Annotated in this window: 25 protein-coding genes; 22 read left to right on the forward strand and 3 right to left on the reverse strand. The window is 67.9% G+C overall.

Translation table 11 applies throughout. From position 1 onward, the window contains the following. From BS329_RS18315 to rho, 4 genes are all read left to right on the forward strand, one after another. The gene (locus BS329_RS18315) at positions 1-1,311 is read left to right on the forward strand and encodes a homoserine dehydrogenase (protein WP_076162378.1); all 1,311 of its coding nucleotides are present in this window, start codon (positions 1-3) and stop codon (positions 1,309-1,311) included. Then, on the forward strand, positions 1,308-2,369 hold the full coding sequence (thrC, locus tag BS329_RS18320) for a threonine synthase (RefSeq protein WP_076162380.1): 1,062 nt from the start codon (positions 1,308-1,310) through the stop codon (positions 2,367-2,369). Before BS329_RS18315 ends, thrC begins: the two co-directional genes overlap by 4 nt. Further along, a complete protein-coding gene (thrB, locus tag BS329_RS18325; RefSeq protein ID WP_076162382.1) occupies positions 2,366-3,247 on the forward strand; it encodes a homoserine kinase in 882 nt (293 codons plus the stop codon). The genes thrC and thrB overlap by 4 nt, the downstream gene beginning before the upstream one ends. A gap of 419 nt (positions 3,248-3,666) precedes the next feature. Then, the gene (rho, locus tag BS329_RS18330) at positions 3,667-5,700 is read left to right on the forward strand and encodes a transcription termination factor Rho (protein ID WP_076162384.1); all 2,034 of its coding nucleotides are present in this window, start codon (positions 3,667-3,669) and stop codon (positions 5,698-5,700) included. A gap of 397 nt (positions 5,701-6,097) precedes the next feature. On the opposite strand, the gene BS329_RS18335 is transcribed toward rho, so the two are convergent. Further along, positions 6,098-6,643, reverse strand: coding sequence for a CHAP domain-containing protein (locus BS329_RS18335; protein ID WP_076162386.1), 546 nt, complete (start codon positions 6,641-6,643; stop codon positions 6,098-6,100). Between the two features lie 222 nt (positions 6,644-6,865). Between BS329_RS18335 and rpmE the strand changes: the two genes are divergently transcribed. The 3 genes from rpmE (at position 6,866) to BS329_RS43425 (ending at position 8,516) form a co-directional block, all read left to right on the forward strand. After that, positions 6,866-7,093 carry a 50S ribosomal protein L31 gene (gene rpmE, locus BS329_RS18340; protein WP_076162388.1) on the forward strand — a complete coding sequence of 76 codons (228 nt, stop codon included), beginning with the start codon at positions 6,866-6,868 and terminating at the stop codon, positions 7,091-7,093. Positions 7,094-7,174: 81 nt separating this feature from the next. Further along, complete coding sequence (gene prfA, locus BS329_RS18345) at positions 7,175-8,245, forward strand: peptide chain release factor 1 (RefSeq protein ID WP_076162801.1); 1,071 nt, start codon at positions 7,175-7,177, stop codon at positions 8,243-8,245. A gap of 97 nt (positions 8,246-8,342) precedes the next feature. Continuing rightward, positions 8,343-8,516 carry an SCO4402 family protein gene (locus BS329_RS43425; protein WP_158075808.1) on the forward strand — a complete coding sequence of 58 codons (174 nt, stop codon included), beginning with the start codon at positions 8,343-8,345 and terminating at the stop codon, positions 8,514-8,516. Here the strand turns inward: BS329_RS43425 and BS329_RS18350 are convergent. Then, positions 8,513-9,250, reverse strand: coding sequence for a hypothetical protein (locus tag BS329_RS18350; protein WP_076162390.1), 738 nt, complete (start codon positions 9,248-9,250; stop codon positions 8,513-8,515). The two genes, BS329_RS43425 and BS329_RS18350, sit on opposite strands and share 4 nt — an antisense overlap. A 163-nt stretch (positions 9,251-9,413) precedes the next feature. Here BS329_RS18350 and BS329_RS18355 point away from each other — a divergent pair, with 163 nt between their 5' ends. Continuing rightward, positions 9,414-11,147 (forward strand): hypothetical protein, encoded by a 1,734-nt coding sequence (locus BS329_RS18355; RefSeq protein WP_244197211.1) that lies wholly within the window; start codon positions 9,414-9,416, stop codon positions 11,145-11,147. On the opposite strand, the gene wsfD is transcribed toward BS329_RS18355, so the two are convergent. Further along, a complete protein-coding gene (gene wsfD / locus BS329_RS18360; RefSeq protein ID WP_076162802.1) occupies positions 11,126-12,571 on the reverse strand; it encodes a glycan biosynthesis hexose transferase WsfD in 1,446 nt (481 codons plus the stop codon). The two genes, BS329_RS18355 and wsfD, sit on opposite strands and share 22 nt — an antisense overlap. Positions 12,572-12,697: 126 nt before the next feature. Between wsfD and BS329_RS18365 the strand changes: the two genes are divergently transcribed. From BS329_RS18365 to atpD, 14 genes are all read left to right on the forward strand, one after another. Next, positions 12,698-13,045 carry a MerR family transcriptional regulator gene (locus BS329_RS18365; RefSeq protein ID WP_076162394.1) on the forward strand — a complete coding sequence of 116 codons (348 nt, stop codon included), beginning with the start codon at positions 12,698-12,700 and terminating at the stop codon, positions 13,043-13,045. 9 nt (positions 13,046-13,054) lie between these two features. Then, positions 13,055-13,603 (forward strand): HD domain-containing protein, encoded by a 549-nt coding sequence (locus BS329_RS18370; protein ID WP_076162396.1) that lies wholly within the window; start codon positions 13,055-13,057, stop codon positions 13,601-13,603. Between the two features lie 84 nt (positions 13,604-13,687). Further along, entirely contained in the window at positions 13,688-14,554 is an 867-nt protein-coding gene (gene prmC, locus BS329_RS18375) for a peptide chain release factor N(5)-glutamine methyltransferase (protein ID WP_076162398.1), read from the forward strand. 278 nt (positions 14,555-14,832) lie between these two features. After that, positions 14,833-16,818, forward strand: coding sequence for a M6 family metalloprotease domain-containing protein (locus BS329_RS18380; RefSeq protein ID WP_076162400.1), 1,986 nt, complete (start codon positions 14,833-14,835; stop codon positions 16,816-16,818). Between the two features lie 309 nt (positions 16,819-17,127). Continuing rightward, positions 17,128-17,778, forward strand: a complete 651-nt coding sequence (locus tag BS329_RS18385; RefSeq protein ID WP_076162402.1) for an L-threonylcarbamoyladenylate synthase — start codon at positions 17,128-17,130, stop codon at positions 17,776-17,778. A 73-nt stretch (positions 17,779-17,851) separates the two neighbouring features. After that, entirely contained in the window at positions 17,852-19,003 is a 1,152-nt protein-coding gene (locus BS329_RS18390) for a glycosyltransferase family 4 protein (RefSeq protein ID WP_076162404.1), read from the forward strand. A gap of 56 nt (positions 19,004-19,059) precedes the next feature. Beyond that, a complete protein-coding gene (locus BS329_RS18395) occupies positions 19,060-19,515 on the forward strand; it encodes a Cg1360 family ATP-synthase-associated protein (RefSeq protein ID WP_076162406.1) in 456 nt (151 codons plus the stop codon). Positions 19,516-19,894: 379 nt separating this feature from the next. Continuing rightward, positions 19,895-20,692 carry a F0F1 ATP synthase subunit A gene (gene atpB / locus BS329_RS18400; RefSeq protein ID WP_076162408.1) on the forward strand — a complete coding sequence of 266 codons (798 nt, stop codon included), beginning with the start codon at positions 19,895-19,897 and terminating at the stop codon, positions 20,690-20,692. Positions 20,693-20,751: 59 nt separating this feature from the next. Next, positions 20,752-21,006, forward strand: coding sequence for an ATP synthase subunit c family protein (locus tag BS329_RS18405; protein WP_005150354.1), 255 nt, complete (start codon positions 20,752-20,754; stop codon positions 21,004-21,006). A 33-nt stretch (positions 21,007-21,039) separates the two neighbouring features. Then, the gene (locus BS329_RS18410) at positions 21,040-21,597 is read left to right on the forward strand and encodes a F0F1 ATP synthase subunit B (protein WP_076162410.1); all 558 of its coding nucleotides are present in this window, start codon (positions 21,040-21,042) and stop codon (positions 21,595-21,597) included. 6 nt (positions 21,598-21,603) lie between these two features. Continuing rightward, the gene (locus BS329_RS18415; RefSeq protein WP_076162412.1) at positions 21,604-22,425 is read left to right on the forward strand and encodes a F0F1 ATP synthase subunit delta; all 822 of its coding nucleotides are present in this window, start codon (positions 21,604-21,606) and stop codon (positions 22,423-22,425) included. A 53-nt stretch (positions 22,426-22,478) separates the two neighbouring features. Then, a complete protein-coding gene (gene atpA / locus BS329_RS18420; RefSeq protein WP_076162414.1) occupies positions 22,479-24,116 on the forward strand; it encodes a F0F1 ATP synthase subunit alpha in 1,638 nt (545 codons plus the stop codon). An 11-nt stretch (positions 24,117-24,127) separates the two neighbouring features. Then, positions 24,128-25,066 carry a F0F1 ATP synthase subunit gamma gene (locus BS329_RS18425; RefSeq protein WP_076162416.1) on the forward strand — a complete coding sequence of 313 codons (939 nt, stop codon included), beginning with the start codon at positions 24,128-24,130 and terminating at the stop codon, positions 25,064-25,066. After that, positions 25,066-26,493 (forward strand): F0F1 ATP synthase subunit beta, encoded by a 1,428-nt coding sequence (gene atpD / locus BS329_RS18430; RefSeq protein WP_076162418.1) that lies wholly within the window; start codon positions 25,066-25,068, stop codon positions 26,491-26,493. Before BS329_RS18425 ends, atpD begins: the two co-directional genes overlap by 1 nt. Positions 26,494-26,579 lie beyond the last annotated feature (86 nt).

Below are 26,579 nucleotides of genomic sequence, written 5' to 3' on the forward strand. Positions count from 1 at the left end.
GTGTCTACTGTGGACGGACGCGTGATCAGGGTCGCCCTGCTCGGCTGCGGGACGGTCGGCGGTGAGGTGACCCGGCTGCTCACCGAGCAGGCCGATGAGCTCGCCGCCAGGGCGGGCGCGCGTGTGGAGCTGGCCGGGATCGCGGTGCGGCGCCCCGACAAGCACCCCGAGCTGCCGCCGGAACTGGTGACCTCCGACGTGACGAAGCTCGTCACCTCTGACGACGTCGACGTGGTCGTCGAACTCGTCGGCGGGATCGAGCCGGTGCGGCAGTGGCTGCTCGACGCGCTCAAGGCCGGGAAATCCGTTGTCACGGCCAACAAAGCGCTGATGGCGGAGCATTCCGCGGAGCTGTTCGAAGCCGCGGACGCGTCCGGTGTGGACCTGTACTTCGAGGCTGCCGTCGCCGGGGCGATCCCGTTGCTGCGCCCGCTGCGCGAATCGCTGGCCGGGGACCGCATCACCCGCGTGATGGGCATCGTCAACGGCACCACCAACTTCATCCTGTCCGCGATGGACCAGACCGGCGCGGGTTACGCGGAGACGCTCGAAGAGGCCAGCAGGCTCGGATACGCCGAAGCGGATCCGACGGCCGACGTCGACGGTTACGACGCCGCGTCCAAGGCCGCGATCCTGGCCTCGCTCGCGTTCCACACCCGTGTCACGGCCTCCGAGGTGCACCGCGAGGGCATCGCCGACGTCACCGCGTCGGACCTCGCCGCGGCGAAGGTGCTGGGCCGTACGGTGAAACTGCTCGCCATCTGCGAGCGCGTCACCTCCGACGACGGCGCCGAATCCGTTTCGGCGCGCGTGCATCCGGTGATGATCCCGCGCGGGCACCAGCTCGCCGGGGTCGGCGGCGCGTACAACGCCGTCTACGTCGAGGCCGACGCCGCCGGTGAGCTGATGTTCTACGGTCAGGGCGCCGGTGGCGCCCCGACCGCGAGTGCCGTGCTCGGCGACCTCGTCGCGGTGGCTCGAAACCGGGTCGTCGGCGGCCGTGGCCCGCGCGAATCCGCGCACGCCGCGCTCCCGGTCAGGCCGATGGGCCAGACGCCGACGCGATACCACGTCAGTCTCGACGTGGCCGATCGAGCGGGCGTGCTCGCCCAGGTGGCCCAGGCGTTCGCCGGGCACGGTGTCAGCATCGCCGCGGTGCGGCAGCGCGACGCCAACGACACGGCCAGCCTGGTCGTGGTCACCCACCTGGCGCCGGACGCCGCTTTGCGGTCCACTGTGGACGAAATCGCGAAGCTCGACGTGGTGAACCAGGTCGTCAGTGTGATGCGTGTGGAAGGCGAAGACCAGTGATTCCCCAACCATGGCCAGGAATCATCCAGGCCTACCCCGACCGGATCCCGGTCCCGTCCGGCGCGAAGGTGATCACCCTCGGCGAGGGCAACACCCCGTTGTTGCCCGCGGCGCACCTCTCGGAACTGACCGGCTGCGAGGTCTACCTCAAGGTCGAAGGCGTGAACCCGACCGGGTCGTTCAAGGACCGCGGGATGACCGTCGCCATCACGCACGCGCTCGCCAGCGGGCTCAAGGCGGTCATCTGCGCGTCCACCGGCAACACGTCGGCGTCGGCCGCCGCCTACGCGGCCCGTGCCGGGCTCACCTGCGCGGTGCTGGTGCCCCAGGGCAAGATCGCGATGGGCAAACTCGCCCAGGCCGTGCAGCACGGCGCGCGGATCCTCCAGGTGGACGGCAACTTCGACGACTGCCTCGAACTGGCGCAGAAGACCGCGATCGATTACCCGGTGACCCTGGTCAACTCGGTGAACCCGGTGCGGATCTCCGGCCAGAAGTCGGCCGCGTACGAGATCTGCGATGTGCTCGGCAAGGCACCGGACATCCACTGCCTGCCGGTCGGCAACGCGGGCAACATCACCGCCTACTGGGCGGGGTATTCCGAGTACGCCGGTGACGGTGTGGTGAAGAACACCCCCCGGATGTTCGGTTTCCAGGCGGCCGGTGCCGCGCCGCTCGTGCACGGCGAGCCGGTGGCCGATCCGGACACCATCGCGACCGCGATCCGCATCGGCAGCCCCGCGTCGTGGGACGGCGCGATGAAGGCGAAAAACGCCTCCGCCGGGCTGTTCGAGGCCATCACCGACGCGAAGATCCTCGAGGCGTACCGGCTGCTGGCCCGCAAGGAAGGCGTGTTCGTCGAGCCCGCTTCGGCGACCAGTGTCGCGGGCCTGCTCGCCACGGCCGCCGACGGACGACTGCCGAAGGGCTCGACCGTCGTGTGCACCGTCACCGGTCACGGCCTGAAGGACCCGGCCACGGCGCTGGAGGGCAACGTCGAGGTCGAGCCGCTCGCCGTCGACCCGACCGCCGTCGCCGCCGCGCTGGACCTGCGATGACGTTGCTCAAGATCAAGGTCCCGGCGTCTTCGGCGAACCTCGGACCGGGGTTCGACACATTGGGACTGGCGCTGGCGCTCTACGACCGGGTCGAACTCCAGATCACCGACGCGGGACTCAAGATCGAGGTGATCGACGCCGGCGCGGGCGGCGTGGACGACGTCCCGACCGACGAATCGCACCTGGTCGTGCGGGCTTTCCGGCGCGGCTGCGAGCACCTCGGCCTCCAGCCGCCCGGTCTGCACCTGCGCTGCTTCCACGCCATCCCGCACGCCCGCGGCCTCGGCTCGTCCGCGGCCGCCGTCGTGACCGGCGTCGCGGCGGCGTACGCGCTGGCCGAGAAGGCCCTGGACGACGACGCGCTGCAACTGGCGGCCGAGTTCGAAGGGCACGCCGACAACGCGGCGGCGAGCCTGCTGGGCGGCTTCGTGGTCGCCTGGAACGAGGGGATGCGGTTCCGCGCCGAACGTCTTCAGCCGCATCACGACATCCGGCCCGTGGTCGCGATCCCGGCGCTGCGGTCCTCGACCGACGCCACGCGGGGACTGCTTCCCGCCCAGGTCCCGCACGCCGACGCGGCGTTCACGGCGGGCCGCGCGGCGCTCGCGGTGCACGCGCTCACCGCGCGCCCCGACCTGTTGCTCTCCGCTACCGAAGATCGGCTCCATCAGCATTACCGGGCACCCGCGTATCCGGCGAGCAGCGAACTGGTGCGCGCGCTGAGGGCCGAAGGGGTGGCCGCGGCCATTTCCGGGGCCGGTCCGGCCGTGCTGGCGCTGACCACCGGGGGAATACTCCCGGCGGGTGTCGACGTCGCGTCTTTCGACGTCACCGAGCTGCCGATCGATCCGGGCGGCGTTCAGGTTGCGGCTCAGTAAAGCCTCGGTCACACGCGACGCCCCGCACCCCGCCACGCGGGGGGTGGTTGTTGCACCTGGCGGTGACGCGGTCTACGCTCGGGGGCGTTCGATCACCGTGCGTTTCCGCACCCGGTGCCGGTCCAGGTGAGCAGTGTCATCCTTGGCCCGCATCCTTCGTTGATCCGCCAGTTCCGCACACCGCCTGGCAAGCGGGAGTGGCGGAGGGACGCAGGCGGGTTCCCGGTTCCGGCGGTGCCGAATTCCACTTCCTCCGTTTGGAGGAGGCAAACCCCTGTGCTGGAGGCCTTCTAGCTGTGTTCAACACGGCCGAGGAGCTGATCGCCCGTATCGGGGGACAGATACGCCGTTTCGCAATCGGACGCGAACGGCGGTCCGCTGATCCGCCTGGAGGCGTGGATCGGTCAGGAAGGACATTTGTGAGCAACACCGATCTTTTGAGCGACGTCGAAGGTGGCGCCGCCGAGTCGAACGGCGCCGTCGCTCCCAAGCGGACGGTCGGCGGGTTGACCGGCAAGACCGTCGCGGAACTCCGCTCGATCGCTGGGGACCTCGGCATCGGCGAGACCACGGGTATGCGTAAGGGCGACCTGATCGCGGCCATCCGCGAGCGTCAGGGCAAGACCAAGCGCAAGTCCCCCGCCGCGGCGAGCGAAACGCTTCCGCTCGAGGGGATCGATGCGCCGCGTAAGGCTCCCAAGGCCGAAGCGCCCAAGACGGAGGCCCCGAAGCAGGAGGCCCCGAAGACCGAGACGCCGAAGACCGAGGCGCCGAAGGCGGAGGCCGCACCGGCTGAAGCCCCGCGCGCCGAGAAGGCCGAAAAGGTCTCGGAGAACGGTTCCACGCCCGCCGCCGAGCGGCCCGCCCAGCAGGAGAACCAGCAGGACGGCCAGTCGCAGGAGGAGGGCGGCCGCGGCCGTCGTCGCCGCGGCTCCAACCGCGCCGCGGGTTCGCCCGAGCAGGGTGGCCAGCAGCGTGACCGCGGTGAGCAGCGTGAGCGCGGCGACCGCAACGAACGCGGCGACCGCAACGAGCGTGGCGACCGCAACGAGCGCGGCGATCGTGGCGAGCAGGGTGGAAACCGTCAGGGCAACCGGGACGGCAACCGCGACAACCGCGGCCAGGACAACCGCCAGCGCAACCAGCAGGGCGGTGGCCAGGACAACAGCCAGCGTCAGGGCCAGGGCCAGCAGGGTGACGACGACGAGGAAGGCGGCCGTCGCGGCCGTCGCTTCCGCGACCGTCGCCGCCGGGGTGCCGGCGGTGGCCGCGAACAGGCCGGTTCGCCCGACACCGAGATCCGCGAGGACGACGTCCTGCTGCCCGTCGCGGGCATCCTGGACGTGCTCGACAACTACGCGTTCGTGCGTACCTCGGGCTACCTCGCCGGGCCGAACGACGTGTACGTCTCGCTTTCGCTGGTCCGCAGGTACGGTCTGCGCCGCGGTGACGCCATCACCGGTGTCGTGCGCCAGCCGCGCGACGGTGAGCAGCAGCGGCAGAAGTTCAACCCGCTGGTGCGCGTCGACTCGATCAACGGCCTGGAGCCGGACGAGGCGAAGCGTCGTCCCGAGTTCACCAAGCTGACCCCGCTGTACCCGAACGAGCGGCTGCGCCTCGAGACCGAGTCGCACAAGCTCACCACCCGCGTCATCGACCTGGTGATGCCGGTCGGCAAGGGGCAGCGTGCCCTGATCGTGTCTCCGCCGAAGGCCGGTAAGACCACGATCATGCAGGACATCGCGAACGCGATCTCCACGAACAACCCCGAGTGCCACCTGATGGTCGTCCTCGTCGACGAGCGTCCGGAAGAGGTCACCGACATGCAGCGGTCGGTGAAGGGTGAGGTCATCGCCTCGACCTTCGACCGCCCGCCGTCCGACCACACCTCGGTCGCGGAGCTGGCCATCGAGCGGGCGAAGCGCCTGGTCGAGATGGGCCACGACGTCGTCGTGCTGCTCGACTCGATCACTCGTCTCGGTCGTGCGTACAACCTGGCGGCCCCGGCTTCCGGCCGGATCCTCTCGGGTGGTGTCGACTCGACCGCGCTGTTCCCGCCGAAGCGTTTCCTCGGCGCGGCGCGCAACATCGAGAACGGCGGTTCGCTGACGATCTTCGCCACGACGATGGTCGAGACCGGATCCACCGGTGACACGGTCATCTTCGAGGAGTTCAAGGGCACCGCGAACGCGGACCTCAAGCTCGACCGGAAGATCGCCGAGCGGCGCGTGTTCCCCGCGGTGGACATCGCTCCGTCCGGTACCCGCAAGGAAGATCTGCTGCTTTCGCCGGACGAGCTCGCGGTCACCCACAAGCTGCACCGGGTGCTGCACGCGCTGGACTCGCAGCAGGCCATCGACCTGCTGATCTCGCGTCTGCGCAAGACGAAGACCAACCTCGAGTTCCTCATGCAGGTCTCGAAGACGGCCCTCGGCTCGAACGACGACGACTGATTTCTCGGTCTCGAAGTACAGGAAGGCCCCCTTCCTTGCGCCAGGCGCAAGGAAGGGGGCCTTCCTGTACTCGCGCCGGGGAGCGCACCACCCGTCCGACTCCCGGCCCGGACGCCGGCCGAGCGCCCGGGGCTGCCGGGGCGGGTAAAGACGGTGAGCGCCGCCGGTGCGCGATGGCGGAACCCTCCGCGGCCGTGTCGTCCGCCGGATCACGCGTGTCGTCCATCTGGACACGCGTGTCGTCCATCCAGTCACGCGACACGGCCAGTCCGGAACGAGAAGCTCACATGCACCAGCGGTACGCCTACCCGGCAGGGCAAGAACACCGGTAGCCGGTCAAGCCCTCATGAGTGGGTGAAGACGGTGGGACCGTCTTCACCCACTTACGAACAGGTGCTCAGCGGTGCGGGACCGCGGCAGGAGTCCAGCCCCGGTAGTTGTTGAAGTAGTGCACGCTCGACGCGTGGCCGATCTTGCCGCCGATGCTGGAGGCGTAGATCCCGCCGGAGCCGTCGGCGATGCCGACGTGGCCCCACTGGCTGATGTTCCAGTACACGAAGGAGCCCTTCGGCGGCGTCCCGGTCGTGTGCTTCGGGCTCGCGCCGTTCCAGTGCGCGTTGGCCGAGGCCCAGACGCCAGTGGTGCCGTACGCGTTCTCGACGGCCTTCTCGCAGAGGCCCTGGTACGCGGTGGAGCCGGCCTTGTTCTTGAACCACTGGACGGCGCCGGCGGGCGTGCCGTCACCGGCGCCCTGGATCGCGAGGTCACCCTCGGGCACCGTGGTGAACGTGCCCGCCGCGGGGTTGATGTCGGCGGCGGTGATGGTGGCGCCCGCTTCGGGGGCGGCCGGAGCGGCTCCGGCGACCGGAGCCATGGCGAAGGCCGCGACGGCCAACGCCGCGACGGTCGCGGGCTTCGCCACCTTGGCGAGGATAGTGCGCATGATGCCAACCTCCCGTGGAGTATTTTCCAACAGGAGGACGATCTCGTGATCGAGTACAAATTTCATACAACCAGGTGTCGATAGTTGATTACTCAACGTGTTGGAATATGTCGGGGGAGGGGTGCGTTGACCCCACTGCCAGCGCATCTGGCAAAATCATCCGCTGAAGTCCGGCACCGGTTCACCCCGCTCGGGGACCCGGGGCCAACGAGAGAGGACACCATGAAAAGCGGTATTCACCCCGAGTACGTGGTCACGAACGTGAACTGCGACTGCGGTAACACCTTCACCACGCGCAGCACCAAGACCTCCGGCAACCTCCACGTCGAGATCTGCTCCAACTGCCACCCGTTCTACACCGGCAAGCAGAAGCTCATGGACACCGGCGGCCGCGTCGCGCGCTTCGAGGCTCGCTACGGCAAGCGCAAGAAGGCCGAAGACGCCAAGTAGCTTGTTCGACGGCGCCTACCCGCATGTCCGGGTAGGCGCCGTTTTCGTTGTCTGGCCAAAGGTCTTGAGAGAGGTGGAGTGGTGGATTCGAGTTCGCTGAAGGGTCTGCTCGAAGAGCACGCCCAGCTGGAAGAGCAGCTGGCCGACCCGTCCGTGCACGCCGATCAGACGCGCGCGCGCAAGCTCGGCCGCCGTTATGCGGAGCTGAGCCCGGTCGTCAAGACCGTCCGAGAGCTCGACACCGCCCGCGACGACCTCGAAACGGCGAAGGAATTGGTGTCGGAGGACGCGACCTTCGCGGCCGAGGCCGAGGAGATCTCCGCCAAGATCCCCGTGCTGGAGGCCAAGCTCACCGAGCTGCTCCTGCCGCGTGACCCGTACGACGGTTCCGACGTGGTCATGGAGATCAAGTCGGGGGAAGGCGGCGAGGAGTCGGCGCTGTTCGCCGGCGACCTGCTGCGCATGTACCTGCGCTACGCGGAACGTCACGGCTGGAAGGCCGAGGTGCTCGACTCGGTCGACTCGGATCTCGGCGGCTTCAAGGACGTCACCGTGTCCATCAAGAGCCGTACGGCCGACGTCGACGGTGTCTGGGCGCGGTTGAAGTTCGAGGGCGGGGTGCACCGCGTGCAGCGCGTGCCCGCCACCGAGTCGCAGGGCCGTATCCACACCTCCGCGTCCGGCGTGCTCATCTACCCCGAGCCCGAGGACGTCGAGGTCGAAATCGACCCGAACGACCTGCGGATCGACGTCTATCGTTCGTCCGGTCCCGGCGGTCAGAGCGTGAACACGACCGACTCGGCCGTGCGCATCACGCACCTTCCGACCGGAGTGGTCGTCTCGTGCCAGAACGAGAAGTCGCAGATCCAGAACCGTGCCCGCGCTCTGCAGGTGCTGCAAGCCCGCCTTCAGGCGATCGCCGAGGAAGAGGCCGCCGCGAAGGCTTCGGACGCCCGTCGTTCGCAGGTCCGGACGGTCGACCGCTCCGAGCGTGTCCGCACCTACAACTTCGCCGAGAACCGCATCGCCGACCACCGGGTGAACTACAAGGCGTACAACCTGGACCAGGTCCTCGATGGCGACCTCGACGGCGTGCTGGACGCGCTCATCACCGCGGACCGCGAGGAACGTCTCTCCGCCCACGCGGGATGAGTGTCAGGTATCCGGAAATGCGGGCGATGGTCATCGACGCCGTCCGCGCGTTCTCGGACGCTTCACGAGGCAGCTGAACGCACTGGACGATGTCCGGATGCGTGACGAGCGCGAGGCGGCGGCCTTCGGTCCGCTGAACGACGCTCTAAAGAACCTGTTCGCCAAGCTGGGCACGGAGCTGTCGGACGAGGAGTACCTGAACGCGGCCGAATGGGCGCAGGTGGTCGCCGCGGCCAAGGATGCTTTGACGGTTCTCCTGGAGAATCGCTAGCCCGGCTCGGTGTAGAACGGGTCGTCCTCCAGCCCGGTGTGGATGGCCCGGACGGACATGTCCACGCGGGAGAGCCGCTCGGTCACCTCGTTCGTGACCCTGCCGAGCGCCTCTTCGCCGCTTTCCCCGGCGACAGCGGGGAAAGCCGACAGCAGCACCGCTTCGCAGGGACCCGCGTCCGTGCTGATCCGGATCAGTGACGCCGCGAGGTCGGTCACGGGCCCGCCGCACAGGTCCACGGCCAGCCGCAGGTCCCCGGTGGGGACGTAGAGATGCACCCGCGAAATGACATCTGTTTCCGCGCGCGGGGTGAAATCGTGGCGGGGTACGTACGCCGGTTCGCGCGGGTCGGTGCCACCGACGGCCGCCATCAAGGAATAGAGCGTGCAGCCGTCGGCCGGGGTGTCGTAAGCGTCGTAGCTTCCGTATTGCCCGGTCTCCGGCGTGCCGTGGATTTCGAAGAATTCCGCATTCAGGCCGAAGTGGAAGAGCGCGGGTACGGCGGCGCGGTGCAGTGTGTCGGCGAGCTCTTCACCGTCCGCGGGCGGCGTGCGATAGCCGACGGAGACCGAATAGCCCTTCCAGCCGCCTTCGGGATCCGCCCGGCAGATCTCCAGTTCGGTGGCCTCGAACTCGCCGATGAAGCGGTCACCCAGTGCGGCGGCGGTGGCGAAATCGTCGGTTTCGATATTCGCGGATATCCGCGTGACGACTTCCGTTTCCCGGAGATCCATGACTATTTCGCTTGCCCTTCGGCGACTACAGGTACGTGCAGCCTACGGGCGGCACGGCCGGGCGCCCGATCGGGCCTGTCGCCGATTCCCCGCTTCCGCTACGGTCCCTGGGCGGTAAGGGAAATCTGTCCGGGTAACACGAATCGTGGCGTGTGCAGACGACGTGGACATCAAGGAAAGATCGATTCCGGCGACTCGGAAAAGTGTTCTGCTCGCCGCCGGAACAGCCCTGCTGAGCGCGGCCGTCGTCGCCAGGATCGGCCGGTTCGGCTTCAACCCGACCGATCAGGGATTCGTCTTGGCGCAGGTGTGGCGGGTGCTGCACGGCGAGATCCCGCAGGTCGATTTCCTCGGGCCCCGGCCGTTCGGCTCGGCTTATCTCCATCTGATCGATCAGCTCGTCCCGGCGCCGCTGATGATCGGGTCGAGTTTCGTGATGATGGTGCAGCTGACCGTCGCCACGTTCGCGCTCGCCGCGTTCTTGACCGGGACTTCGCCGCTGGACTGGGGGCCGCTTCGGCTCGGCCTGGTGTTCACCGCCGCGCTGGTCGGCCTGAACACCTATCCGCTGATGGCCTGGCACACCGTGGACGGCGTCTTCCTGGTGGCGGTCGGCTGGTGGCTGCTCGACAGCGGGCTGCGTTCCGGCTCGCGATGGCGGCGCCTGCTCGGCCTGTTCTGTCTCGGATTCGCGATCATCGTCAAGCAGAGTTTCCTTTTCGCCGCACCGATCGGACTGCTGATCCTGCTGTTCCACCCCACCGCGCCGCCGAAGAAAGGGTGGCGCCTGCTCGGTGACGTCCTCGTGCTCGGCGCGGCGCCGTCGCTGTACTTCGGCGTGGTCACCGTCGCCGGGGGACTGCGATCGGCGATCGCGCAGCTCTCCGGTGGTCACCAGACCTGGGGCGAAGGCCTGTTCCTGTTCTGGACGGCGGAGTTCGCGGGCCGCGCGGACCCGAGGACGTATGTCTTCCCGGTGCTGCTCGGGGTGTTCGTGATCGCGGTGGCGTTCCAGGCCCGTGAACGGCTCGGGGACTTCGGCCGATGGCTCCGGATCGTGACGGCGGCGTGTGTCGTGGCCGTGGTGGTGTTCGTCGTGGCAGACGGCGGATTCGAGCACGCGGGCAACTGGCCGGTCACCCTGCTGTGGCTGTTCTCGGCCGCCGCGATCCTCGACGCCGTCGTCCGGCGGCGGTTGCCCTGGCGGTACCTGGCGATCGCCTGCCTCGGCTGGATGGCCAGCCTGTCATGGGGCTACCCGCTTCCGGGACTGCTCGCCGGGATCTTCGCGCTGGGTGTGCTGGAAGCGGTGCGGCCACCGGATCTTCCGCGCCCGCCCGCGCTCGCGGGCGGCGTTCTCGGCGCGACCGCGTTCGTGCTCGCCGGCCTGCTGTTGATGTCCGCGCACGACAAGGCACCGTACGCGGACAGGCCGCAGGGTGAGCTGACGAAGGACCTCGGCGAGATCGCGGCGCCGATGCGCGGCGTCCGCACGAATACCAGTGTGTACACCTATGTCGCCCAGATCCGCGGCTGCCTGGACCGCTACCCGGCCTCGAACGTGGCGATCCTGCCCGACAATCCGTTCGTCGCCCCGGTCTTCGGGGTGCGCAACCCGTTCCCGCTGGACTGGCCGCTTCCGATGGAACTGACCGGCGACAGTCCGGAAAGGATGGTCGAGGCGGCGGAACGCCTCGACCGGGAAGGGAACTACCTCGTGCTCTTCCAGACGGTCAAAGCCGTTTCACTGACCGCGGGCGGCCCGGTGCCCGACGCCGTCGCCCCGGACGCGCCGACCATCCGCCTGAGCGGGGTGGAAGACCGGATCAAGGACGAACTCACCGGCGCCGAAGTCAGCTGCGGCAGTTTCGCCGGCTATTGGGCTCCGCCACGCTGAGCGACGGCGAGTTCCGGCTCGGGTTCTTCGACCGCCGAGGGTACTTCCTTGCGACGCGGCAGGAACGAAAGCGCGGCGAAGGCGGCGGCGAGCAGGGTCGGGTAGATCGTCAGCTGCTGGTGCTTGACGTTCTCGATGCCTTCCGCGAGACCGGAGACCAGGAGCTGGCCCATCGCGAAGAGCAGGAACATGAGCACCACGATGCCGACGTCGCGGCGCCCGGTGCGGTCGCGGAAGGCTCGCAGCCCGGCCCAGCCGATGAGCAGCCAGATCGGCAGCAGGGCGAACAGCCCCAGCGGCGCGATCCAGCCGGTGATCCCGGACAGGACCGGGATCCGGTACTCCTTCGCGAGCGGCGGCTGACCGGCGTGCTCGCCGAAGCTGCCGAGGTTCGGCACCCGCGCGGTCAGCGTTTCCTGCGCGGACCTCTGCAGCATCTGGACCACGCGCCCCGGATGGTCGAGGTAGTACTGGGCGACGTTGCGGCGGCTGATCTTGTCGCGGTACTGGGCGTACTCGGGGGATCGCCAGGCCGCGTTCGCGCTCCACCAGCCCGTGCCGATGTACTTCGCGAACTCGGGCGGGAGGCCCAGCGCGGCGAGGTCACCGATGGTGTCGTGGTTCCCGTCCACGATCCCGTTGAACACGACGTGGTACATGTTGGCCTCGCGGTACTCCGCGTTGGCCGAGTCGCCCGCGCCCTGCACCAGCGCGGTACCGGTGCCGACGACGGCGAGCACGGCCAGCGGCAGCGCCCACCGGGCGAGGCCGCGGCTGCCCGCCGGGCGGACGAACAGCAGCGCGAGCGCGAACAGCGGGATCAGCAGCAGCGTCTGCGACTTCGCGTTGATCCCGATCATCGCGCCGAGCACGGTGACCGCGGCGCCGGTGTAGCGCCACGGCCCGGTGCGGTGCATCAGCAGGAGCCCGCCGGCGAGCAGCAGCATCCCGACGAACGCGGCGCCTTCGCTCAGCACGGAGGCGAAGTACCCGAAGAAGGCCGAGTCCGCGGCGACCAGCAACAGTGCTGCCGTGGCGATGAAGCTGTCGCGGACCGAGAGGCGCAGGCCCACCACGATCGCGGCGATCCCGCCCGCGACGAGCAGACAGCCGAGCACGCCCAGTACCAGCAAATTCAGGATGGCGGACGAGCCGAGCCACTGCCCGATCTCGCTGGCGATCTTGTCGATCCAGCTCTGGCTGGAGATGTACTCGCTGTTGCAGGCCGGGGCCGGGCCGTAGGAAAAGCGGACGAAGTATTCCGAAGGCCGGTCCAGTTCGCGGGCGCCGAGCCGGCACAGGATGCGCCAGCCGTCGCCGTTGTCCGCCATGCCGATCGGACGAGGAACCAGGAAACGGACGAGGAGTACCCCGAGTGCGGCGACAAACACGCCCAAGGTCAGTCGGATTTCCCGGATCTTCACCCGCGTCACCTTAGAAGATTCCGGAGGGTGATCAGTTCGTACCCTCTCCAACACTTGAGGAGAGGAACTTTCGGATCACGTCGAGCCATTCGTCGCGGGCCTCGACACCGAGATGTCGGGGTTCACATGCTGATCGGCGAGCTGTCCCGGCGGACCGGTGTGAGTCACCGGTCGCTGCGCAACTACGAGGAGCAGGGTCTGCTGGTCTCGCGATGCGATTCCAACGGCTATCGCACCTTCGGCGACGACGCGGTCACCACCGTGAGGCAGATCCGCGCGCTGCTCACGGCCGGGCTGACCACGCAGGTCATCGCCAAGGTGCTCCCGCGCGCGAACGGTGAACCGCCGGAACTCGACCTGTGCCCGACGGTCGTGACGGAGATCCGGCGCGAACTGGCCGAGATGGACGACCGCATCGACACGCTCAGGCAGCGTCGCGGGACACTGGCCGGATATCTCGTTGTCGACGCGTAGGGGAGCAGCGTGGAAGCCCTGGCCAGGTTCGGATTCGAACTGGGTGTGCTCAAGCGGATCCGGCGAGCCGGGTGGTGGCAGGCCGGGGTCCGTGATCCCGAATCGGTCGCCGAGCACACCACGAGGGTCGCGCAGCTGGCAGGCTTGCTGGCTGCCGAGGGCGGCGCAGACCCGGCGCGGGCGGCGTACCTCGCGCTCTGGCACGACACGCAGGAGACGAGGACCGGAGACCTTCCGCACACGATCAAGGGTTTCGTCGAGAAGCCGGACCCTCGGGCCATCACCTCCGCGCAGACGTCGGCCCTTCCCGGCGCCGCGCGTGACTCGGTGCGCGACGCCGTTGACGAGTACGAAACCGCGGAGAGCCCGGAGGCGCTCTACGCACGCGACGCGGACAAGCTCGAAATGCTGCTCCAGGCTGTCGAATACCGCGATATCGGCGTACAGAACGTCGATGAGTGGATTGCTTCGGCGGCGAGGAGCCTTCAGACCGACCTGGCGCGGCGAGTGGCCGAAGCGGCGCTGACGTTGTCGTCACTCTCGTGGCGGGTGCGCTGAAAGGAATCGCTACCCTGAGCCCGCGTGTATCGACCCCGGCACGCGTGCGTCGTGTGTCAGGCTTGACTCTGTGAAGGAACATCAGTGAACCGGCAGCCGTTGCGCCTCGCCATCATGGAAGCGACCCGCATCCTCACCGAGGCCGGGGTGGCGTCCCCGCGCTCGGACGCGGAGATCATCGCCTCCCATGTCCTCGGCGTCGAACGCGGCCGCCTGCCGATGGTGCCACTGGTGGACCCGCCGGTCATCGACGCGATCGGCCAGCTCGTGAACCAGCGGGCCAAACGGATCCCGTTGCAGTACCTCACCGGCTGGGCCGCGCTCGGCGACATCACGGTCAACGTCGGCGCCGGGGTGTTCGTCCCGCGCCCGGAGACCGAACTGCTCCTGGAATGGGGCCTCAAACTGCTGCACGGGCGCGAGTACCCGGTGGTGGTCGACCTCTGCACCGGCTCCGGCGCGCTGGCGCTGGCCGTGCAGCACGCGCGGCCGGACGCCGTCGTCTACGCCGTCGACATCGACGCGCAGGCGCTCGCCTGGGCCAGGCACAACGCCGACGTCCACGCCGACGCGGGGGACACGCCCATCCGGCTGTACTCCGGCGACGTCGCCGACAGCACGATGTTCGCCGAACTCGACGGGCTCGTCGACCTGGTCCTGTGCAACCCGCCGTACGTGCCGGAAGGCACGCCGGTGCCCGCCGAGGTCGCCGAGCACGACCCGGCGCGGGCGGTCTTCGCGGAGGAGAGCGGGCTGGCGGTGATTCGGCACGCGATCGCCGCCGCCGCGCGGCTGCTGCGGCCCACCGGCGGGATGGCGATCGAGCACGACGACACGCACGGCTCCGCCGTCCCGGCGCTGGTACGGGCGCGCCGGGTGCTGACCGACGTCCGGGGCCACCTCGACCTCGCCGGTCGCCCGCGGTTCGTGACCGCCCTGCGCGTCTCCTGACGCCCTTTCTCTCCCGCGTTTCGTCCTCTGGTTGCGGTAGTTGCACGCGCAACTACCGCAACCAGAGGACGAAACGCGAGAGGGGGTGGACACGACGAGCCGCGGGGTGTCCTGAAGGCCACTTCGAGACGTTCAACGTCCCCAAGGGCACCTTGGAGACAGCGGGCGGCCGGATAGTTAGCGGGACTCACGACTTCCGGCGGTGCCCAGGGCAAAGCCCACCTCCTACCGTCGATCACGGCCGCCTCATCGGCGGTCCGACTGGGAGGTGTACCCCGATGCGATCGTCTCTCCGACGAGCCCCACTCAGAACACTCGCCGTCCTCGCCGCCGTCACCCTGTTGCCCGGTTTGGTCGCCCAGCCCGCGTCCGCCGCGGTGCCGGTGAAGGGCTGGCCCGCCCCCATCGACGGGTCGACCTGGGAAAATCAGGACCATATGACGTGGGACGACTACCGCAAGCCACCCGGCACCGACTGGGCCGATCCCGCGCTGAAGCCGACCAAGCGGACGTTCAAGGGCGCCGTGGTGCTCGCGGACTACCCGGACCAGGAGTTCGCCGTCACGCAGCCGACGCGTTCGACGGTGTTCGGCAACCCCGGCCCCGCGGCCAGCGACATCCCCCGGGCGAACGTGGCGAAGTTCTACCAGGACTTCCTCAACAAGCCCCAGGCGCTCAACCAGGGCCACACCATCAACGAGTACTGGATGGAGGACTCCGGCGGCAGGATGGGCGTGGACCTGACCGCGTTCGGGCCGTACCGGCTGCCGGGCAAGTCCTTCGAATACGGCATGGAGTTCCAGCCCGGCGCGTGTCCGCCGGGCGCGAACTGCAAGCGTGACCTGCGTGCCGACGCGGGCGCCGCCTGGCGGGCGGACGTGGGTGACGTCGCCAAGCAGTTCGACTTCATCTTCTATCTTTCCGCGGGCCAGGACGAGAGCGCGACCTGGCAGGAATTCGGCGTGATGAAATTCGGCGAGCGTGAGAACGTGCCCGACGAATTCGGCCCCGGTGTCGCGGGAATGCCGAACGCCGCGGCCACCCGTTATGTCCCGTGGACGTCGTGGAAATCCGCGGCGAGCATCTGGCCGAACGCGGTCACCGGTTCCTCGACCCAGGCCGAAAGCTCGGGCCAGGCGGTTTACGCGCACGAATTGAGCCACATTCTCGGCATCGGCGACAACTACAACAACCCGTTCGGCACCCCGCCGTCCAGGACCTACACCGGCCCGTGGGAGATGATGTCGCGCGGCAGCTTCAACGGCCCCGGCGGACCGCACACCCGCTGGCAGATCCCGGCGACGCAGGGCGGCTCGATGGGGTCGCACCACATGCTGCGCACCAAGATGAAGCTCGACATCATCGACGCCGAGGACGTGCTGAAACTCGACCGGAACTCCCTCGCCGAGAACGGCCCGGTTTCGACCAGGATCACGGCGCGTTCGGTCCTGCCGGGACAGGGCGCCTACAGCGGCATCAACATCGCGCTCAACGGCGGGGACCTTTCGCCGAAATGCGATCGCTCGAAGGATCCGTTCTGCGACGGCGGTGGCTACGACAATTACACCGTCGAGGTCGTCGACCGGATGGGCAGTGATTCCTTCGCCCCCGATTCCGGCGTCATCATCGCGAAGACGAAGAACCAGGACAACGCGCCCTTCGAATGGATCGTCGACGCGCATCCGGCCGACATCGGCATGACCGACTACAAGAAGCCGGACGGCACCCCGGTCCCGATCTCCATCGGCGACTACCGCCAGCTCAACGACGCCGCCTTCAAGGCGGGCACCGGTTCGGCGAGCAAATACGAGTACACCGACGAGGCGAACCGGCTGAAGTTCCTCGTCTCGGACGTCGAGCGCGACCGCAAGGGCGTGCTGTCCTACGTCGTCACGGTGGCCTCGCTCGACGGCGCGGGCTCGCAGGCCAGGGGCGTCTCGCTGTGGCCGTCGATCCCGGCGTTCGCCAAGCAGGGGCTCGCGAGCTGCTCGTTCCCGGTGCTCAACACGGGCGACGCGAAGGGCGCGGCCGCGCCGTTCGACACCGACACCTATCGCCTGAGGGCGTCCACCACCGCGAAGGGCTGGGAGGTCCGGCTGCCGAACGAGCTGTCCACCGTCCCGTTCGGCGGGCGGTCGTCGGCGACGGCGCACGCCAAACGGGCCGGGGGTGGCGACCACGTCGCGCAGATCAAGCTGACCGCGACGTCGATCGCCGATCCGGGCAAGACGGCGACGTCGTACTGCACCGCTTTCGCCTTCTGACCCAGCTCGGCTCGTGAGTGGTGAGGACGGTTCCAACCGTCCTCACCACTCACGAGGTGCGTCCCGGGATCGTGGGGTCGCGAAAGCCACTTTCAGGACATCTGACGTCCCGGAAGTGGCTTTCGCGACATCAGCGTTCCGGTCTGAAGTCCGTGAAGGGTCTCTTCCCGACTCTCAAGGCAGGGNNTCAAGGCAGGGAAGGGCCCTTCACGGACCTGCGATCCCGGCCGACCTCCGTCGGCACCTACAGCACCGGCGGTTCCCACCGTCCTCACCGCTCACGAGGGGGCAGGGCTACGCTCATCTGCCATGAGCGCGGTGTACGACTGCAGCAAGCGTGAATCCCGGACCGACGGACTCGCCGCGGCGGCGAGCGCGGTCCGCTCCAGCCGTCTCGTCGTCCTGCCGACCGACACGGTCTACGGCATCGGCGCGGACGCCTTCGACAGCGGCGCCGTCCAGTCCCTCCTGCGGGCCAAGAACCGCGGCCCGGACATGCCGGTCGGTGTCCTCGTCGGCTCCTGGTCCACTGTGGACGGACTGGTGCTCGGCACGCCGCCTGCCGCCCGAGCGCTCATCGAGGCCTTCTGGCCCGGTGATCTTTCCATCGTCCTGCCGCACGCGCCGAGCCTGCAATGGGACCTGGGCCAGTCACGCGGGACGGTGATGCTGCGGATGCCGCTGCACCCGGTCGCGCTGGAACTGCTGCGTGACGTCGGCCCGATGGCGGTCTCCAGCGCCAACGTCTCCGGGCAGCCGCCCGCCTCCACCGCGCAGGAGGCCGTCGACCAGCTGGGCGACAGCGTCGCGGTCTACCTCGACGGCGGGTCGACGGGCGACCCCGTTCCGTCCTCGATGGTCGATCTCACCGGCGACGACCCGGTCGTCCTGCGGGAGGGCGCGGTCAGCCGGGCCGCGATCGCGGAAGTACTGGGAGTGCCCGCGGAGTCACTCGCCTAGGACCGTTGGCCGCCGTATCCCCCTGGCGCGGTAGCGTGTTCAGGTGACTTGGACCTCGGCGGCGTAACGCACCATGCCACCTACGCAAGGCCTCCCGATCCGGGAGTACATCCTCGTCGCCCTCACCGCGGCGGCCGTTACCTTCCTGCTCACCGGAGTCGTACGGCGGTTCGCCATCCGGATCGGCGCGATCGCGAACCCGCGGGCCCGCGACGTCCACGTCACCCCGATCCCGCGGATGGGCGGCATCGGCATCTTCCTGGGCGTCGCCGCCGCGATGGGGCTCGCGCACCAGCTGCCCGCGCTGAGCCGCGGCTTCGATTTCTCCTTCGACTCGCTGGGCGTCCTGCTCGCCGCGGGAGTGATCTCCCTGATCGGCGCGCTCGACGACCGGTTCGAACTGGACGCCTGGACGAAACTGGCCGGTCAGGTCATGTGCGCCGGGATCCTGGTGATCTTCGGCGTGCAGTGGGTGTCGTTCTGGGTGCCGTGGGGCGGCGTCGGCGATTCCTTCGGCCAGGTCCTGGTGCTGGACAAGAACCAGGGCGCGCTGCTGACCGTCGTCCTGGTGGTCGTGATGGTCAACGCGATGAACTTCGTCGACGGCCTCGACGGGCTGGCCGGCGGCCTCGGCTTCATCGCCGCCGCGGCGACCTGCTCGTTCTCGCTCGGCCTGCTCGACTCTTCCGGCGGCGACGTCGGCGCGTATCCGCCCGCGCTCATCGCGGCCACGCTCGCCGGGGCCTGTCTGGGTTTCCTGCCGTACAACTTCCAGCCCGCGAAGATCTTCATGGGCGACTCGGGTTCGATGATGATCGGCCTCATGCTGGCCGGGGCGACGACGTCCGCGTCGGGCCGCGTGCCGTACCCGCAGTTCAGCGGTAAGGACGCGCTCGCGCTGCTTTCGCCGCTGGTCGTGGTCGCCGCGGTGCTGTTCGTGCCGCTGCTCGACCTGATCATGGCGGTCATCCGCCGCACCCGCCGCGGCGAGAGCCCGTTCGCCGCGGACAAGATGCACCTGCACCACCGTCTGCTGGAGATCGGCCACTCGCAGCGCCGCGCGGTGCTGCTCATCTACTTGTGGGCCGGCCTGCTCGCGTTCGGCGCCGTCTCGGTGACGTTGTTCGACGACGCCGCGGTTTTCTGGATTGTCGGATTCGGCTTCCTGCTCGCGACTCTGGTGTCGGTCATCCCGCGGCTGCGGTCGCGGAACCGAACCGCCTGAAGGACGGGATCGGCGCGGGCCTACACTGGACGGCTGAGACGATCAGGGAGTTTTCTGTGAGCGAGACCGAGAAGACCGTCGAGGCGGAGGAGAACCCCCACGCCAAGGTGGTTCTGCAGGCGGCCAACGCGATGATGAAGGCTTCCCTGAAGCTGGTTCCGCCGGCGGTGCTGATCTGCATCGTGGTGTTCACCATCCTCAAAGGACAGCCGGGCCTGCTCGGCTCGGCCATCGGCGGCGTGCTCGCCCTCGTGTCCGCCGTCGCGACGCTGGGCCTCATGCGCTTCAGCGCGGGCATGGACCCGATGTTCGTGATGGTGATCGCTCTCGGTGGCTACGTACTCAAGCTCATCCTTCTTTTCGCGGCGCTGAGCGTGCTTCGCGGAGTGGACTCGATCCACCCGATGGCGCTGGGCGTCACCATGATCGTCGCGATCCTCGTGGCCGCCGCGGTGGAGTTCGCCGCGTTCCGCAAGACCAAGATCCCGACGATCATCCCCGCCTCCCACTGATTTCGGGACTCAGGTCCTGACCTGGGCCGGGACCTAGGTCCTCGGCCGTTCAGGGGCAATGTAGTACGCCTGTACGGCGCGTCGGAACCTGCTGATATGGTCCGCGTATGGGCGGCGGCCTCGGCTGCCGGCTCCCGATGACGAACCCCGAACAGCAGTGTGGCGACGGTGTTGAATCGTCCCTCATTACCCGCTGGTAGGCGTCTGTCTCCCGGGAGCACTGCATCGAGAATCCTCGTGTGCGGAACGTGAAGCCGTGTTCAGCACATCGTGGGGTGGCCGCCTCCGACGGCCCGATACGTGTCGGGTACGTTAAGTCCAGATCGTGACGATTCCCCCGGCGGAGTGAACGCCGGCCGGGAGAACCGGAAGGAGCCCAGTGGGCGCGCTGGTACTAGCCGAGGGTGCGGAGTTCGCGCCGCCTGGCGTCAAAGACTTCAACCTACCGCCGTTGTTCGGTTCCGGCTATTGGTTGAGCTTCACCAAGCCGATGCTGCTGGTGGTCATCTCCCTGATCATCCTCGTCACCTACTTCATGGTGTCGTCGCGCAGGCTGAAGGTCGTCCCGGGTAAGGGGCAATTCATCGCCGAGTCGATTTACAACTTCGGCCGCAACAACATCGCGCGGGAACAGATCGGCTCTGCCGACTTCAAGCCGTTCATTCCGCTGATCCTGGGTCTGTTCAGCTTCGTGCTGGTGAACAACCTCTTCGGGATCATCCCGTTCTTCCAGTTCCCCACCATGGCGCGAATCGGCTTCCCGGTCGCACTCGCGTTCCTTGTCGTTTACCCGGTGTATCACTACGTCGGGTTCAAGCGCCACGGTTTCAAGGGCTATCTGAAGAAGGAACTGGCCCCGGCGGGTATTCCCGGATTCGTTCTGCCGCTGTACTCCACCATCGAGTTCGCGCAGAAGTTCTTCATCGCGCCGGCCACGCTGGCGATCCGAGTCTTCGCGGCGATGTTCGCCGGGCACCTGATCATCATGGTCTTCACGCTCGGTGGGAGCTTCCTGCTGACCGAAGGCGAAGGCCTCGTGAAAATCGCGTCTCCGGTGGCGTTCCTGTTCGCCATCGCGATGACCTTCCTGGAGGCATTCATCCAGGTCCTGCAGGCATTCATTTTCGCACTGCTGTCCGCAGGGTACATCGGCGCCGCACTGGCGTCGGAGCACTGAGAAACCAAAAGCCCCCGATCCGCGTGAGTCGCGCGGACCGAGTTTGAAGGGAAACGCACGTGAGCAACATCGTTCTTGCGCAGCAGGCTGCCGAGGCCGTCAGCATCAACAAGGGTCTCGCCGCCATCGGTTACGGCCTCGGCGCGATCGGCCCCGGTATCGGTGTGGGTCTCATCTTCGCCGCCGTCATCAACGGCACCGCCCGTCAGCCGGAGGCCCAGGGCAAGCTGCAGAGCATCGCCTTCTCGACCTTCGTGCTGACCGAGGTGCTGGCGCTGATCGGTATCGTCATCTACTTCCTCGCCTCCGCCTAGGGCTGAGTTCCGCTCATCGCTTAAGGAGACGTTGTGCTGAAGACCGAATTGGTGTTGGCCGCCGAAGAGGTGCCCAACCCGATCGTGCCGCACGTTCCCGAGCTCATCCTCGGTTTCATCGCCTTCCTTCTGCTGCTGTTCGTTCTGAAGAAGTACGTCGTCCCGCGTTTCGAGACGGCATACGAAGAGCGCACCAAGCTGATCGAGGGTGGCATCGAGCGGGCCGAGAAGGCGCAGGCCGAAGCCGAAGAAAACCTTGCGCAGTACAAGGCGCAGCTGGCGGAAGCCCGTTCCGAGGCCGCGAAGATCCGCGACGACGCCCGGCTCGAAGCCGAGCAGATCAAGGCGGAGCTTCGCACCGAGGCGGAGGCCGAGTCCCAGCGCATCGTCGCCCAGGGGCAGGCACAGCTGCAGGCCCAGAAGGCGCAGATCATCGCCGAACTGCGCGCCGAACTCGGCCGTAACTCCGTGGAGCTGGCAAGCCGCATCGTCGGCGAGTCGCTCGCGGACGACGCGCGCCGCCACGGCACCGTGGACCGGTTCCTTGCCGAGCTGGAGACCGCCGGTGCCGCAGGCGGAGCGGGGAAGTAGACCAGAATGACGCTGCATGCTGCGAGCCGTGAAGCGCTCGACCTCGCCGAGAATCGTCTCGGCGAGGTTCTGGCCGCCGCGGGTACGGACCCGGCGACGGTCGGCGACGAGTTGCTTTCGGTCGTCGCCCTGCTGGACCGGGAGATCGGCCTGCGCCGGGCCGTCGCCGACGGTTCGGCCTCGTCCGAAGCCCGGATCGGCCTCGCCCGCGGGATCCTCGCGGGCAAGGTTTCCGAACCGGCCCTGCAGGTGCTCGACTCCGTGGCGGGCAGCCGCTGGTCGAGCCCGCGCGAACTGACCGACGGGCTCGAGGCCCTCGGCCGCTCGGCGCTGCTCACCAGTGCGGAGAAGTCCGGGAACATCGACGCTGTCGAAGACCAGCTGTTCCGGGTCACCCGTATCGTTGCGGGCGCCCCGGAGCTCGAACGGGCACTGTCCGACCTGGCCGCTCCCGCCGAGGCGAAGCGGGCCCTCGTCCGCACCCTGTTCGCCGACAAGGTGGACGTGGTCACCGAGACCCTCGTCGAGCAGGTCGTCCTGCGCGCCAAGGGCCGCGGGGTCGCCAACGCCCTCGAGCGGCTGGTCCAGCTGGCCGCGGAACGCCGTGAACGCTCGGTCGCCCAGGTGACCAGCGCGAGCGCGCTGTCCGACGAGCAGCAGGCTCGGCTGAGCGAGAAGCTCAACGCCCTCTACGGGCGGCAGCTCGCGCTGCACGTCGAGGTGGACCCGTCACTGGGCGGCGGACTCGTCGTCCGCGTCGGCGACGAGGTCATCGACGGCAGCACCGCCGGGCGCATCGACGCCCTGCGTCGCCGGCTGGCCGGCTGACCCACAACAACGACTTTGCACACTGGCACGAACGAAGCGAGAGCGGGATTGAAATGGCGGAGCTGACGATCTCCTCGGATGAGATCCGTAGCGCGATCGAGAACTACGTCTCGAGTTACGCCCCGGACGTGAGCCGGGAAGAGGTTGGCGTCGTCATCGACGCCGGTGACGGTATCGCCCACGTAGAGGGCCTCCCCTCGGCCATGGCCAACGAGCTGCTCGAGTTCCCGGGCGGGGTCCTCGGTGTCGCGCTGAACCTCGACGCGCGTTCCATCGGTGCCGCGATCCTCGGTGACTTCGAGACCGTCGTCGAAGGCCAGCAGGTCAAGCGCACCGGTCAGGTCCTCTCGGTCCCGGTCGGCGAGGGCTACCTCGGCCGCGTGGTGAACCCCCTGGGCGCCCCGATCGACGGTCTCGGCGAGATCGAGACCAGCGACCGTCGTCCGCTGGAGGTCAAGGCCGCTTCGGTGGTCGAGCGCCAGCCGGTGGCCGAGCCGCTGCAGACCGGTATCACCGCGATCGACGCGATGACCCCGATCGGCCGTGGCCAGCGTCAGCTGATCATCGGTGACCGCAAGACCGGTAAGACGGCCGTCGCGGTGGACACGATCATCAACCAGAAGGCCAACTGGGAGACCGGCGACCCGAAGAAGCAGGTTCGCTGCATCTACGTCGCGGTCGGCCAGAAGGGCTCCACGATCGCCGCGGTGAAGAAGTCCCTCGAGGACGCCGGCGCGATGGAGTACACCACCATCGTCGCGGCTCCCGCGTCGGACTCCGCCGGCTTCAAGTGGATCGCGCCGTACACCGGTTCGGCCATCGGCCAGCATTGGATGTACGAGGGCAAGCACGTCCTCATCGTGTTCGACGACCTGACCAAGCAGGCCGACGCGTACCGCGCGATCTCGCTGCTGCTGCGTCGCCCGCCGGGCCGTGAAGCCTTCCCCGGCGACGTCTTCTACTTGCACTCCCGTCTCCTCGAGCGGTGCGCGAAGCTCTCGGACGAGCTGGGCGCGGGCTCGCTGACCGGTCTCCCGATCATCGAGACCAAGGCGAACGACGTGTCGGCCTACATCCCGACGAACGTCATTTCGATCACCGACGGTCAGTGCTTCTTCCAGTCGGACCTCTTCAACGCCGGTCAGCGCCCGGCCATCGACGTGGGTATCTCGGTTTCCCGCGTGGGTGGTGCCGCGCAGGTCAAGGCGATGAAGCAGGTTTCGGGTTCGCTCCGGATCGATCTGTCGCAGTACCGCGAGCTGGAGGCCTTCGCGGCCTTCGCCTCGGACCTCGACGACGCGTCGAAGGCGCAGCTCGAGCGTGGAGCGCGGCTGTACGAGGTGCTCAAGCAGCCCCAGTACTCCCCGATCCCGGTCGAGGAGCAGGTCGTCACGGTGTACCTCGGTACCAACGGCCACTTCGACACGGTCCCGGTCGAGGACGTCCGCCGCTTCCGTGACGAATTCGTCGACTCCGCCCGTCGCAAGCACGGCGAGCTCCTCAAGGACATCCGCGAGTCGGGCAAGTTCTCCGACGACACCGCCTCCGGGCTGGTCGACGCGGTGAACGAGTTCAAGAAGGAGTTCACCACGGCCGAGGGCAAGAGCCTGGTCGAGGTCTCCGACGCGATGGACGCCGAGAAGGTCGGGCAGGAGACCGTCAAGGTCAACAAGCCCGCACCGAAGAAGTGAGCTGGTAGCTCATGGCCGCACAACTCCGAGAACTCCGGTCGCGTATCAAGGCGACCAAGTCCATCGGCAAGATCACCAAGGCGATGGAGCTCATCGCCACCGCGCGCATCACCAAGGCGCGGGCGAAGGTCGCGGCGTCGCGGCCCTACTCGGACGAGATCACGAACGTGCTCTCGGCCCTGGCGGGCGCTTCGGCCAACCTCGACCACCCCTTGCTGGTCGAGCGCGCCGACCCGAAGCGCGCGGCGGTCCTCGTGATCACCAGCGACAAGGGCCAGTGCGGTGGGTACAACTCCAACGTGCTGAAGGCGACCGAGGAACTCCTCACGCTGCTGCGCAAGCAGGGCAAGGAGCCGGTGCTGTACGTGACCGGCAACAAGGGCCTGAGCTACTACCGGTTCCGTGGCCGCGAGGTGACCGAAAGCTGGACGGGGTTCTCCGACCAGCCCGGTTACGTCAACGCCTCGACCGCCGGTGAACTCATCGTCGAGTCGTTCCTGAACGGCGCCGACGACGAGGCAGGCAACGCCGACGGCATCCTCGGTGTCGACGAAATCCACGTCGTCTACACCGAGTTCGTCTCGATGCTCACCCAGCGTCCGGTCGCCAAGCGCGTCGCGCCGCTCGAGGTCGAGTACACCGAAGACGAAGAGGAGAAGCCCGAAGGCCTGCTCCCGAGCTACGAGTTCGAGCCCAACGCCGAAAAGCTGCTCGCCGCGTTGCTGCCGAAGTACATCAACACGCGGATCTTCGCGGCGATGCTCGAGTCGGCCGCATCCGAACTCGCGGCCCGCCGTACCGCGATGAAGGCGGCGTCGGACAACGCGAACGATCTGGTGGGCACGCTCACGCGGGAGATGAACCAGGCCCGTCAGGCGCAGATCACCCAGGAGATCTCCGAAATCGTCGGTGGCGCGAACGCGCTCACCGCAGCAGGAAGTGATGATTGATGACCAGTACTGAAACCCCGCGTGCCAAGGGGCGCATCGTGTCGGTGACCGGGCCGGTCGTCGACGTCGAGTTCCCGCGCGGTTCCGTGCCAGACCAGTTCAACGCGCTCAAGGTCGAGATTGAGTTCGAGCAGCTGCGCAAGACGGTGACCCTCGAGGTCGCCAGCCACCTCGGTGACAACCTCGTCCGCACCATTTCGCTCCAGCCGCAGGACGGCCTGGTGCGTGGTGCCGAGGTCACCGACACCGGCGGCCCCATCACGGTCCCGGTCGGCGACAAGGTCAAGGGCCACGTCTACAACGCGCTCGGCGAGTGCCTCGACGAGCCCGGCTACGGCGACGACCTCGAGCGCTGGGGCATCCACCGCAACCCGCCTTCCTTCGACCAGCTCGAAGGCAAGACGAAGATGCTGGAGACCGGCCTCAAGGTCGTCGACCTGCTGACCCCGTACGTCGAGGGCGGCAAGATCGGCCTGTTCGGCGGTGCCGGCGTCGGCAAGACGGTGCTCATCAAGGAGATGATCACCCGGGTCGCCCGGAACTTCGGTGGTACCTCGGTGTTCGCCGGTGTCGGCGAGCGCACCCGTGAGGGCAACGACCTCTTCCTGGAGATGTCCGAGGACGGCGTCATTAACGACACCGCCCTCGTCTTCGGCCAGATGGACGAGCCGCCGGGCACCCGTATGCGGGTCGCGCTGTCCGCGCTGACCATGGCGGAGTACTTCCGCGATGTGCAGAACCAGGACGTGCTGCTCTTCATCGACAACATCTTCCGGTTCACCCAGGCCGGTTCCGAGGTGTCGACCCTGCTGGGCCGCATGCCTTCGGCCGTGGGTTACCAGCCGACGCTGGCCGACGAGATGGGTCAGCTCCAGGAGCGGATCACCTCGACCCGTGGTCGTTCGATCACCTCGATGCAGGCGATCTACGTCCCCGCGGACGACTACACCGACCCGGCCCCGGCCGCGACGTTCGCCCACCTGGACGCCACCACCGAGCTTTCGCGTGGTGTCTTCCAGAAGGGCATCTTCCCGGCGGTGGACCCGCTGGCGTCGACGTCGACGATCCTCGACCCGGCCATCGTCGGTGAGGACCACTACCGGGTGGCCTCCGAGGTCATCCGGATCCTGCAGAAGTACAAGGAACTGCAGGACATCATCGCGATCCTCGGTATGGACGAGCTCTCGGAAGAGGACAAGCTCACCGTTCAGCGCGCGCGCCGCATCGAGCGGTTCCTGTCGCAGAACATGCTGGTCGCCGAGGCGTTCACGCAGATCCCGGGTTCGACCGTGCCGCTGTCGGAGACCATCGAGTCCTTCGACCGCATCACCAAGGGCGACTTCGACCACTACCCGGAGCAGGCGTTCCTGGGTATCGGTGGCCTCGAAGACCTCGAGAAGAAGTACAAGGAAATCACCAAGAAGTGATGTTCCGACGAGCGGCGGGATCAGTGTCTACTGTGGACGCTGGTCCCGTCGTTCGCATACAGGGAACTTCGACCATTACACTCGGT

This window comes from Amycolatopsis coloradensis, from assembly GCF_001953865.1.
In the GTDB taxonomy this organism is placed as follows: domain Bacteria; phylum Actinomycetota; class Actinomycetes; order Mycobacteriales; family Pseudonocardiaceae; genus Amycolatopsis; species Amycolatopsis coloradensis.